The sequence below is a fragment of the Mitsuaria sp. RG genome (genome assembly GCF_028369275.1).
Classification (GTDB): domain Bacteria; phylum Pseudomonadota; class Gammaproteobacteria; order Pseudomonadales; family Pseudomonadaceae; genus Aquipseudomonas; species Aquipseudomonas peradeniyensis.
Genome location: NZ_JAQMYQ010000015.1, coordinates 22521 through 32931, shown reverse-complemented (window position 1 = coordinate 32931; position 10411 = coordinate 22521). Strand labels below are relative to the sequence as shown.

The following is a 10411-nucleotide window of genomic DNA, read 5'->3' as shown; positions in this document are numbered from 1 at the left end:
ATGAGCGTGTTGTTGTTCTGGGCCATGGCCCTGCTGCTGTTCGCCCTGGCCTGTGCGCTGGGCAAACGCGTGGGGCTGATCCCGATCGTCAGCCAGCTGCTGCTGGCGACCCTGGCACTGCCGCTGCTGATGCTGCTGTGGGTCGAGCCGCACTGGCAGCTCGACGGCGCCGCGCTGGTCGCGCCGAGCTGGCTCAAGACGCTGTATGGCTGCAGCTTCGCCCTGCTGCTGGGGCATATCCTCAGCGACGTCGCCGAGCTGCGCATCGACCGACAGGCGCTGAAACTCGCCGTGCCCAGCTTCCTGGTGCCCTTCATCTGCGGCCTGGCCTGCGCGCTGTGGTTGCTGGATCAGGGCGGCCTCACCGCGCTGGCCCTGGGCCTGGTGTTCGCCATCACCGCGATCCCGGTGTTGTACCTGTACCTGCGCGCCATCGACTACCCACCCGCGGCCAGCAGCCGGCTGCTGCAGGCGGCGATCCTCATCGACCTGGCCTGCTGGCTGCTGCTGGGCCTCGGCCAGGGCAGCCTGCAACCGGGCAGCCTGGCCTGGCCGCTGCTGGCGGCGATCCTGCCCGTGCCGCTGAACTTCGCTGGCCTGCGAGCGCCCAGGGTGTATGGCGCGCTGTTCCTGGCGCTGCTGTTCGTCGCCGAGCACTACCGGCTCAATGCCTTGGTCTTCGGCATCGGCTACCTGGCTTGCCTGGCCTGGCTCAAGGTCCCGGTGCGCATGCTGCTGTCCGAGGCCTGGAGCCGCCGCCTGCAGCAAGGCTTGGCAGTGCCGCTGATCCTCACCTACGGCGTGGTGCAGATCGACGTGCACCATGCCCTGCAAGGCTTCGATGCGCTGCAGCTGGCCGCCCTGCTGGCCCTGCCGATCGCCAGCAAGCTGCTGGGCAACTGGCTGGGCCTGTGCTGGGCCGCGCCATCGTTCCCCGGCGCGAGCAAATGGCGCGAGAGCCTGCTGCTGAACATCCGCGGCCTGAGCGAAATCGTCTTTCTCAACCTGTTGCTGCAACAGGGGCTGATCGGCCCGGCGCTGTACTTCGCCCTGATGCTGATGAGCCTGGTCGCCACCCTGATGCCGGCAATGGCCGGCCTGCACCGGATTCCCCTGAATACTGTCCCGACGCCAAGGAGGCCTCATGCCGAACTGTGAACTGCAACAACGCCAGGTGCTGGTGATCGGCGCAGGGCCTTCCGGCGCCATCGCCGCCGCCCTGCTCAAGCGCAAGGGCCACGATGTGCTGGTAATCGAGCGCCAGCGTTTCCCACGCTTCTCCATCGGCGAGAGCCTGCTGTCCCACTGCCTGGACTTCGTCGAGGAGGCCGGGATGCTCGAAGCCGTCGAGGCCGCGGGCTTCCAGCACAAGAACGGCGCCGCCTTCGCCTGGGGCGAGGAATACAGCGCGTTCGACTTCGGCCTGACCTTCTCCCAGGGCAAGCCAAATACCTTCCAGGTGCAACGTGCGCAGTTCGACCAGTTGCTTGCCGACCAGGCCCAGGCCCAGGGCGTGGAGATCCGCTATGAGCACGAGATCGTCAGCGTCGACATGGGCGGTGACTGCCCGCGCGTGCGGGTGCGCCGCCCCGAGGGTGACGAATACGATGTGGAAAGTGCCTTCGTGCTCGACGCCAGCGGCTACGGCCGCGTGCTGCCGCGCCTGCTGGAGCTGGAAGCACCGTCGAACTTCCCGGTGCGCCAGGCGGTGTTCACCCACATCGAGGACCGCATCGACCACCCCGGCTTCGACCGCGACAAGATCCTCATCACCACCCACCCCGAACACCGTGACATCTGGTTCTGGACCATCCCGTTCAGCAACGGCCGCACCTCCTTGGGCGTGGTCGCCGCCGCCGAGCGCTTCGCCGAGGCGCCGGCCGACCTGGACGCCTGCCTCAAGCACTTCGTGGCGCAGACCCCGAGCCTGGCCAAGGTGCTGGCCAATGCCGTTTGGGACACGCCGGCGCGCACCATCGGTGGCTACTCGGCCAACGTCAGCACCCTGCACGGCCCGGGCTTTGCCCTGCTGGGCAACGCCGCCGAATTCCTCGATCCGGTGTTCTCCTCGGGGGTGACCATCGCCATGCGCTCGGCGAGCATGGCCGCCAACCTGCTGCACCGCCAGCTGGAAGGCGAGGCGGTGGACTGGCAAACCGAGTTCGCCACGCCGCTCAAACGCGGCGTCGATACCTTCCGCGCCTATGTCGAAGGCTGGTACGACGGCAGCTTCCAGGATGTGATCTACCACCCCGGCAGCTCGCCGGAGATCCGCGCCATGATCAGCTCGATCCTCGCCGGCTATGCCTGGGACCTGCGCAATCCGTTCGTCGCCGAACCCCAGCGCCGCCTGCGCACCCTGGCCGAGCTGTGCGCGAGGACGCCAGCATGAGCCAGCAGCCGTACCTGAGCGACACCTACGTCGAAGAAACCCGCATCGGCTTCTGGTTCCTGCGCAGCCACACCTGGCAGCACCATGTGCTGCGCGTGGCCATCAATGACCTGCGCCGCCTGTTCGACGGCGAGCCGCCCCAGGCGCCGGTGCTGCTCGATGCCGGCTGCGGCCAGGGCAAGTCGTTCAAGCACCTGCTGCAGGTGTTCGCCCCGTCGCGCCTGCTGGGCACCGACGCCGACCCGCACAGCCTGGCGCTGAGCGCCGCCGAGGCACAACGGCTGGGTGTCGAGGTGGAGCTGCGCGGCAGCGACTGCGCGGCGCTGCAGTTTCCCGACGCCAGCGTCGACATCCTGTTCTGCCACCAGACCTTCCATCACCTGGTGGAACAGGAGAAGGCCCTGGCCGAGTTCCATCGGGTGCTCAAGCCTGGCGGCTACCTGCTGTTCGCCGAGTCCACCGAGGCCTACATCGACACCTGGGTAATCCGCTGGCTGTTCCGCCACCCCATGCACGTGCAGAAGAGCGCCGAAGGCTACCTGCAGATGCTGCGTGACCAGGGCTTCGAGTTTGCCGCACGCAACGTGTCCTACCCTTATCTGTGGTGGAGCCGCTCAAAGGACTTCGGCCTGCTCGAACGCCTGGGACTGCGCAAGCCGCCACCGGTTGGCCAGCGCGAGGAAACCCTGGTCAACGTAGTGGCGCGCAAGCCCCTGGAGCAACCATGAAACACCTGCTGGCGCTGTGCCTGTGCCTGCTGCTCGGCGCCTGCGCCGCGCGCCCGCCCCTGCCCGAGACGCTGCCCACGCTGACACTGCCGCGCCAGTTGCACGTGCAGCGCGAGCAGGACGGCCAACGCCAGGACTGGCTGCTGGTGATCCAGGACGAAGACCACCGTCTGCGCTGGTCGCTGCTCGACCTGCTGGGCATCCCCCAGGCGCGCCAGTTGCTCGATGGCAGGCAATGGCAGGCCGACGGCCTGCTGCCGCCCAACCCGGCGGCGCGCGAACTGTTCGCCGCCGTGCTGTTCGCCCTGACGCCGTCCGGGCAACTGCAGCGTCTCTATCCACAGGCGCGCCAGCAGGATCAACGACGCTGGCTGGGCGACCGCTGGCAGGTCAGCTATCGGGCCAGCGAGCATTTCACCTTGAACCTGGGCCAGGGCCTGCGTTATGAAGTCAGCCCATTGCCCAGCGAGAACACACCATGACCGCCTATCTCAACGCCCTGGGCCTGGTCTGCGCCCTTGGCCGCGGCCAGGCCGAGGTGGCCGCTCGCCTGTTCGCCGGTGACTGCTCCGGCATGCTGCCCCAGGAGGGCTGGGTGCCGGACCGACGTCCTGCGGTGGGTGCGGTCAGTGGCGAACTACCCGCCGTGCCGCTGCCTGAACAGCACAGCCGCAACAACCAGCTGCTCTACTGCGCGGCCTTGCAGATCGAACCGGCGATCCGCCAGGCGATTGCCGATTTCGGCCCGCAACGGGTGGGCGTGGTGCTGGGCACCAGCACCTCGGGAATTGCCGAGGCCAGCGCCGACATTGCCCACTACCTGCACGAAGGTGTGCTGCCAGGCAGCTACCGCTACGACCAGCAGGCACTGAGCGCTCCCGCCGAGTTCCTCGCCGACTGGCTGCAACTGAGCGGCCCGGCCTACGTGATCTCCACCGCCTGCACCTCCAGCGGCCGGGCGCTGCTGAGCGCGCGTCGCCTGCTCGACCTGGGCCTGTGCGACGCCGTGCTGTGCGGGGGCGTCGACAGTCTGTGCGGGCTGACCCTCAACGGTTTCAGCGCCCTGGAGGCGGTCAGCGAACAACGCTGCAACCCGTTCTCGGTGAACCGCAACGGCATCAACATCGGCGAAGCCGCCGCGCTGTTCGTCATGAGCCGAACTCGCCCGGCACAGGGGCCTGCCATCGCCCTGCTTGGCGCCGGCGCCAGTTCCGACGCTCATCACATCTCGGCACCCGACCCCACCGGCAACGGCGCCTTGCAAGCCATGGCCAAGGCCCTGGACAATGCCGGCCTGGCCGCGGCGCAGATCGACTACCTGAACCTGCACGGCACCGCCACCCAGCACAACGACGCCATGGAAAGCCTGGCCGTGCATGCCCTGTTCGGCGCCAGCACGGCGTGCTCATCCAGCAAGCCGATGACCGGCCACACCCTGGGCGCGGCCGGGGCGCTGGAGGCGGCCTTCTGCTGGCTGGCCCTGAGCGAACACAACCCGCACGGGCGGCTGCCACCCCATGTCTGGGACGGCCAGCGCGATCCGCAACTGGCGGAGCTGGCCCTGGCAGATGCTGGCCAGCAGCTGCCCCAGGGCCGCCCGCGTCGACTGATGAGCAATTCGTTCGCCTTCGGCGGCAACAACGTGAGCCTGATTCTCGGAGACACCCCATGATTGCCTGGCCATTGGCCGAACTGCTGCCGCATGCCGGCGACATGATCCTGATCGATCAGGTCGACAGCTGCGACGATGAGCAGATCCACACCCGCGTGACCGTCCGCCCCGGCGGGCTGTTCAACCGCGAGGACGGCAGCCTGCCGGCCTGGCTGGGCCTGGAGCTGATGGCCCAGAGCGTGGCCGCCTACGCTGGCTGCCGCGCACGCCGCCTGGACCAGCCGGTGGAGCTGGGCTTCCTGCTCGGCACCCGCAAGTTCGAATGCGATGTCGAACACTTCCCCGCCGGCGCAGAGCTGCGCATCCACGCGCTGCGCTCGCTGGAGGACGACAACGGCATGGGTGTGTTCGAATGTCACCTGCGCGGCCCCGGCATCAACGCCAGCGCCCGCCTGAATGTCTACCGCCCGCCGCAAGTGGCCAGCTACCTGGCCGAGGCGGGCCCTGAGGAGTCACCCCATGACTGACACCATCCTGGTCACCGGCTCCAGCCGGGGCATCGGCCGGGCCATCGCCCTGCGCCTGGCGCGTGCCGGTTACGACCTGGTCCTGCACTGCCGCAGCGGCCGCGCCGAGGCCGACACCGTCGCCGCCGAGGTCCAGGCCCTGGGCCGGCAGGCGCGGGTGCTGCAGTTCGATGTCGCCGACCGCGAAGCCTGCAAGGCCGTCCTGGAAGCCGACGTTGAGACCCATGGCGCCTACTACGGTGTGGTATGCAATGCCGGCCTGACCCGTGACGGCGCCTTCCCGGCCTTGACCGAGGACGATTGGGACCAGGTCATGCGCACCAACCTTGATGGTTTCTACAACGTCCTGCACCCGCTGACGATGCCGATGATCCGCCGCCGCGCGCCGGGCCGCATCGTCTGCGTCACTTCGGTGTCCGGCCTGATCGGTAACCGTGGCCAGGTCAACTACAGCGCCTCCAAGGCCGGCCTGATCGGTGCCGCCAAGGCCCTGGCGATCGAGCTGGGCAAGCGCCGCATCACGGTCAACTGCGTGGCCCCCGGGCTGATCGACACCGCCATGCTCGACGAACACGTGCCGGTGGACGAGCTGCTGAAGATGATCCCCGCCGGGCGCATGGGCACGCCGGAGGAAGTGGCCGGCGCGGTGAACTTCCTGATGTCGCCCGAGGCGGCCTACATCACCCGCCAGGTGCTGGCGGTCAACGGAGGGCTGTGCTGATGCGCCGCGTCGTCGTCACCGGCATGGCCGGCATCACCGCCCTGGGCAACGACTGGGCCAGCATCGCCGGGCATTTCGCCCAGCAACGCAGCGGCATCCGGCGCATGGACGAGTGGGATCGCTACGAGGAGCTCAACACCCGCCTGGCCGGCCCCATCGATGACTTCAAGGTGCCCGGTCACTGGACCCGCAAGCAGCTGCGCAGCATGGGCCGGGTGTCGCGCCTGGCGGTTGCCGCCGCCGAGCGCGCCCTGGCCGACGCCGGCCTGCTCGACGACCCGAGCATCCGCGACGGGCGCATGGGCGTGGCCTGCGGCTCGTCCACCGGCAGCACCGACGAGATCAAGGCCTTCGGCAACATGCTGCTCAACTCGGTGGCCGACGGCCTCAATGCCAACTCCTACGTGCGCATGATGCCCCACACCACGGCGGCCAACATCAGCATCTTCTTCGGCCTCACCGGGCGCCTGATCCCCACCTCCAGCGCCTGCACCAGCGGCAGCCAGGGCATCGGCTACGCCTACGAGGCGATCAAGTACGGGCGCCTGCCGATGATGCTCGCCGGCGGCGCCGAAGAACTGTGCCCCACCGAGGCCATGGTGTTCGACGCGCTCTACGCCACCAGCCTGAAGAACGACACCCCGCACCTGAGCCCGCGCCCCTACGACCTCGACCGCGATGGCCTGGTGATCGGCGAAGGCGGCGGCATGCTGGTGCTCGAGGAGCTGGAACACGCCCTGGCCCGTGGCGCGCGGATCCACGCCGAGATCGTCGGCTTCGGCAGCAACGCCGATGGCCAGCACACCACCCGTCCGGAGCAGGCCACCATGCGCCGCGCCATGGAACTGGCGCTGGAGGACGCAGGCCTCGCTCCCGAAGCGATCGGCTATGTCAACGGCCACGGTACCGCCACCGAGCAGGGCGACATCGCCGAGACCCAGGCCACCAGCAGCCTGTTCGGCCCACGCATGCCGATCAGCTCGCAGAAGAGCTTCCTCGGCCATACCCTGGGTGCCTGTGGCGCGCTGGAGTCGTGGTTCAGCATCGAGATGATGAACAGCGACCGCTACGTGCCCACCCTCAACCTCGACCACGTCGACCCGCGCTGCGGCGAGCTGGACTACCTGCGCGGCGAGTTCCGCGCGATGAACCATGAGCATGTGATGAACAACAACTTCGCCTTCGGCGGGGTCAACACGTCGTTGATCTTCCGTCGCTGGCCCTGACACCCCCACCCTACTGGAGAGAATGGAATGTCCCCATTGATCCGTGCCGCGGCCCTGGGCCTGGCACTGACCGGCCTGGCCGGCTGCACCTCGAAACCCGTGCTCAACCCGGCCGAGCAACTGACCGCCGGGCACAACTACAGCCAGGCACAAGTCCAGCAGGCGATCCTCAAGGCCGTCGCCGAGCGCGGCTGGACCGCGCGCAACGTCGGCGCCAGCGTGATCCAGGCCGATATCACCGTGCGCAACACCTTCTTCGCGGCGGTCGATATCCACTACAGCCCCAGCCAGTTCCGCATCGCCTACCGCGACAGCCGTGAACTGGGCTACAAGGACGGCCAGATCCACCGCAACTACAACCGCTGGGTCTACAACCTCGACCGCAGCATCCTGCGTGAGCTGAACGCCCTGAACACCCAGCGCATCCTGCAACAGCAAGGCAACGCCAGCGTCTCCAACTGAGCCTGCGCCTGGGCACCGGGGCCGCCAGCGGCACCGGCGCTCAGGGGCTGGATTGGCTGCCTGCCTGGCCTGTCAGCAGCGCGGCGAACGCCCTGGCCATTGCCGACCCGCCGCGCTCGCGCTGCACCAGCCACACTGCCGTGACCGCCTCTTCATCCAGCAAGGTGCGGTACACCACCCCGTCGATGCGCATGCGCTGGAACGACGCTGGCAACACCGAAACCCCGAGCCCCGCCGAAACCAGCCCGATGATGGTCATCGCCTCGCCCGCCTCCTGGGCGAAATGCGGGCTGAAACCCGCCTGGCGCGCCAGGCTCAGCAACTGCGCATGCAAGCCGCTGCCATAGCTGCGTGGAAAGAACACGAATGGCTCGTGGGCCAGCGCCTGCATGTAGAGCCCCTGCTCGCTGCCCTTGGCCAGCGGATGGGAGGCGTTGATCACCGCGACCAAGGGCTCGCGCAACAGCTCGGTGGCCACCAGCCCCTCCGGTAACGGCATCGGCCGCATCAGGCCCACTTCGATGGATTCGTCGAACACCCCTTCGGCCACCTCACGGCTGCTCATTTCCTTGAGGTTCAGGTGTACCGCCGGGAACTGCTGGCGGAACGCGTGCAGGGCCTTGGGAATTTTCGAGGTAAAAGGCGCCGAGGAGGTAAAACCGATCTTCATTTCGCCCAGTTCCCCCAACTGCGCCCGCCGCGCCACGTCGGCGGCTTTCTCCACCTGGGCCAGCACCTGGCGCGCTTCCTCGAGGAACAGGCGCCCGGCCTCGCTCAACTCGACCCGGCGGTTGGTGCGCTCGAACAGACGCGCCCCCAGCTCCTGCTCCAGGGCCTGGATCTGCTGGCTCAGCGGGGGCTGGGAGATACCCAGCTGCTGGGCGGCACGACCAAAATGCAGCTCCTCGGCCACGGCAATGAAATAGCGCAGGTGACGCAGCTCCATAATCGACTCCAAACAGGTCGTAAAACGTCTTAAACAGGTCGAACAATATATTGGATCTAATCATTAGCCAGCTATATGCTTTTTCCATCGCAGCACCGGCCCCAGCGCCCGAGGTACCCTCCGTGAGATCCGCCGCAGTCCCCCTATCTGCCGAGCCCGAGCCTGTCGTCAACGATATCTGGATCGAGAAAGGCTCCCCCGCCTTCATGAAGACCGTGCTGGCCCTGTTCAGCGGTGGCTTCGCCACCTTCGCCCTGCTGTACTGCGTGCAGCCGATGATGCCGCTGCTGTCCCAGGAGTTTTCCATCAACGCCGCGCAGAGCAGTCTGGTGCTGTCGGTGTCCACCGCCATGCTGGCGTTCGGGCTGCTGGTCACCGGGCCGATCTCCGACCGTATCGGGCGCAAGCCGGTGATGGTCTTCGCCCTGCTCTGCGCCGCCCTGTCGACCCTGGCCAGCGCGGTGATGCCGAGCTGGGAGCTGGTGCTGGCGACGCGCGCCCTGGTGGGCCTGTCGTTGAGCGGCCTGGCGGCGGTGGCAATGACCTACCTGAGCGAAGAGATCCACCCGCAGCACATTGGCCTGGCCATGGGCCTGTACATCGGTGGCAACGCCATCGGTGGCATGAGCGGGCGCCTGATCACCGGCGTGCTGATCGACTTCGTCAGCTGGCACACGGCGATGCTGAGCATCGGCGGGCTGGCGCTGGTAGCGGCGCTGGTGTTCTGGAAGGTACTGCCCGAGTCGCGCAACTTCCGTCCCCAGGCACTGAATCCGCGTAGCCTGCTCGACGGCTTCGTCATGCACTTCAGGGATGCCGGGCTGCCCTGGCTGTTCCTCGAGGCCTTCTTGCTGATGGGCGCCTTCGTCACCCTGTTCAACTACATCGGCTACCGCCTGCTGGCCGGGCCCTATCACATGAACCAGGCACTGGTCGGGTTGCTGTCGGTGGTGTATCTGTCGGGGATCTACAGTTCGGCGCAAGTCGGCGCCCTGGCCGACAAGCTGGGCCGGCGCAAGGTGTTCTGGGCCAGCATCGTGGTAATGGCCGGCGGCCTGCTGATGACCCTGGCCAACCCGCTGGCGATGATCATCGTCGGCATGCTGGTGTTCACCTTCGGCTTCTTCGGCGCGCACTCGGTGGCCAGCAGCTGGATCGGCCGCCGGGCGTTGAAGGCCAAGGGGCAGGCTTCGTCGTTGTACCTGTTCTGTTACTACGCGGGATCGAGCGTGGCGGGGACGGCGGGCGGGGTGTTCTGGCATCAGTGGGGCTGGAACGGCATCGGGCTGTTCATCGGCAGCCTGCTGGCGGTGGCGTTGCTGGTGGCGGTGCACCTGAGCAAACTGCCTCCCAAATCAGTGTGAAGCATTCGCGGGTAAACCCGCTCCCACAGGTACGGCGCCGTACCTGTGGGAGCGGGTTTACCCGCGAAAGGGCCGCAGGATCAGTTGATGATCTCGACGATATCCACATCCACCTCACGGCTCATCAGGTGCTTCTCCACCTCGCCGGTCAGCTTGACCTTGGTCTTGTCGTTGAACGGCGTCGGCGGCAGGTCTTCGTCGTCGATCTCGACGGTGATGGTGCCGGTGTTGTCCTTGAACTCGTACTTGTCGTCGTTGTTGATCTTCTTGGTCACGAAGCCCTGCAGCACTACCGGGGTGTCGTCGGCGGCATCGTTGGCGGCGGCGACCGTGGTCACGGCCTGGGCGCCAGGACCGGTGTAGCCGGCGGCCAGGGCGGCGGTGCTGAACAGTGGGGCGAGGATCAGGGGCAGGTAACGGGCTTTCATGGTGA

The 10411-nt window shown here is 67.4% G+C and carries 12 protein-coding genes; 10 read left to right on the top strand and 2 right to left on the bottom strand.

Features of this window, described 5'->3' with window-relative positions:
* The 9 genes from POF53_RS10925 to POF53_RS10885 are packed head-to-tail and all read left to right on the top strand — an operon-like array spanning nt 1 to nt 7668.
* Nucleotides 1–1158: a cation:proton antiporter gene (locus POF53_RS10925; RefSeq protein WP_498967674.1), complete on the top strand. Its 1158-nt coding sequence runs from the start codon at nt 1–3 to the stop codon at nt 1156–1158.
* The gene (locus POF53_RS10920; protein ID WP_498967672.1) at nt 1145–2392 is read left to right on the top strand and encodes an NAD(P)/FAD-dependent oxidoreductase; all 1248 of its coding nucleotides are present in this window, start codon (nt 1145–1147) and stop codon (nt 2390–2392) included. The genes POF53_RS10925 and POF53_RS10920 overlap by 14 nt, the downstream gene beginning before the upstream one ends.
* Entirely contained in the window at nt 2389–3120 is a 732-nt protein-coding gene (locus tag POF53_RS10915; RefSeq protein ID WP_050707329.1) for a class I SAM-dependent methyltransferase, read from the top strand. Before POF53_RS10920 ends, POF53_RS10915 begins: the two co-directional genes overlap by 4 nt.
* Nucleotides 3117–3602, top strand: coding sequence for a hypothetical protein (locus POF53_RS10910; protein WP_475860479.1), 486 nt, complete (start codon nt 3117–3119; stop codon nt 3600–3602). Before POF53_RS10915 ends, POF53_RS10910 begins: the two co-directional genes overlap by 4 nt.
* Entirely contained in the window at nt 3599–4792 is a 1194-nt protein-coding gene (locus POF53_RS10905; RefSeq protein ID WP_498967670.1) for a beta-ketoacyl-[acyl-carrier-protein] synthase family protein, read from the top strand. Before POF53_RS10910 ends, POF53_RS10905 begins: the two co-directional genes overlap by 4 nt.
* Complete coding sequence (locus POF53_RS10900) at nt 4789–5259, top strand: hotdog family protein (RefSeq protein WP_203648469.1); 471 nt, start codon at nt 4789–4791, stop codon at nt 5257–5259. The genes POF53_RS10905 and POF53_RS10900 overlap by 4 nt, the downstream gene beginning before the upstream one ends.
* Entirely contained in the window at nt 5252–5980 is a 729-nt protein-coding gene (gene fabG / locus POF53_RS10895) for a 3-oxoacyl-ACP reductase FabG (RefSeq protein WP_203648471.1), read from the top strand. The genes POF53_RS10900 and fabG overlap by 8 nt, the downstream gene beginning before the upstream one ends.
* Nucleotides 5980–7206: a beta-ketoacyl-ACP synthase gene (locus POF53_RS10890; RefSeq protein ID WP_232854917.1), complete on the top strand. Its 1227-nt coding sequence runs from the start codon at nt 5980–5982 to the stop codon at nt 7204–7206. Before fabG ends, POF53_RS10890 begins: the two co-directional genes overlap by 1 nt.
* 27 nt (nt 7207–7233) lie before the next feature.
* On the top strand, nt 7234–7668 hold the full coding sequence (locus tag POF53_RS10885) for a hypothetical protein (RefSeq protein WP_050707335.1): 435 nt from the start codon (nt 7234–7236) through the stop codon (nt 7666–7668).
* Between the two features lie 40 nt (nt 7669–7708).
* Here POF53_RS10885 and POF53_RS10880 read toward each other — a convergent pair whose 3' ends face one another.
* Complete coding sequence (locus POF53_RS10880) at nt 7709–8614, bottom strand: LysR family transcriptional regulator (RefSeq protein ID WP_232854916.1); 906 nt, start codon at nt 8612–8614, stop codon at nt 7709–7711.
* A gap of 206 nt (nt 8615–8820) precedes the next feature.
* On the opposite strand from POF53_RS10880, the gene POF53_RS10875 reads away from it, so the two are divergent.
* Complete coding sequence (locus POF53_RS10875; RefSeq protein WP_498967666.1) at nt 8821–9978, top strand: MFS transporter; 1158 nt, start codon at nt 8821–8823, stop codon at nt 9976–9978.
* 80 nt (nt 9979–10058) lie between these two features.
* On the opposite strand, the gene POF53_RS10870 is transcribed toward POF53_RS10875, so the two are convergent.
* Entirely contained in the window at nt 10059–10406 is a 348-nt protein-coding gene (locus tag POF53_RS10870) for a YgiW/YdeI family stress tolerance OB fold protein (protein ID WP_028689103.1), read from the bottom strand.
* Nucleotides 10407–10411: the final 5 nt, after the last annotated feature.

Coding starts and splice junctions, on each gene's coding strand:
- POF53_RS10925 (WP_498967674.1), top strand. CDS start 1: ATGAGCGTGTTGTTGTTCTGGGCCATGGCCCTGCTGCTGTTCGCCCTG.
- POF53_RS10920 (WP_498967672.1), top strand. CDS start 1,145: ATGCCGAACTGTGAACTGCAACAACGCCAGGTGCTGGTGATCGGCGCA.
- POF53_RS10915 (WP_050707329.1), top strand. CDS start 2,389: ATGAGCCAGCAGCCGTACCTGAGCGACACCTACGTCGAAGAAACCCGC.
- POF53_RS10910 (WP_475860479.1), top strand. CDS start 3,117: ATGAAACACCTGCTGGCGCTGTGCCTGTGCCTGCTGCTCGGCGCCTGC.
- POF53_RS10905 (WP_498967670.1), top strand. CDS start 3,599: ATGACCGCCTATCTCAACGCCCTGGGCCTGGTCTGCGCCCTTGGCCGC.
- POF53_RS10900 (WP_203648469.1), top strand. CDS start 4,789: ATGATTGCCTGGCCATTGGCCGAACTGCTGCCGCATGCCGGCGACATG.
- fabG (WP_203648471.1), top strand. CDS start 5,252: ATGACTGACACCATCCTGGTCACCGGCTCCAGCCGGGGCATCGGCCGG.
- POF53_RS10890 (WP_232854917.1), top strand. CDS start 5,980: ATGCGCCGCGTCGTCGTCACCGGCATGGCCGGCATCACCGCCCTGGGC.
- POF53_RS10885 (WP_050707335.1), top strand. CDS start 7,234: ATGTCCCCATTGATCCGTGCCGCGGCCCTGGGCCTGGCACTGACCGGC.
- POF53_RS10880 (WP_232854916.1), bottom strand. CDS start 8,614: ATGGAGCTGCGTCACCTGCGCTATTTCATTGCCGTGGCCGAGGAGCTG.
- POF53_RS10875 (WP_498967666.1), top strand. CDS start 8,821: ATGAAGACCGTGCTGGCCCTGTTCAGCGGTGGCTTCGCCACCTTCGCC.
- POF53_RS10870 (WP_028689103.1), bottom strand. CDS start 10,406: ATGAAAGCCCGTTACCTGCCCCTGATCCTCGCCCCACTGTTCAGCACC.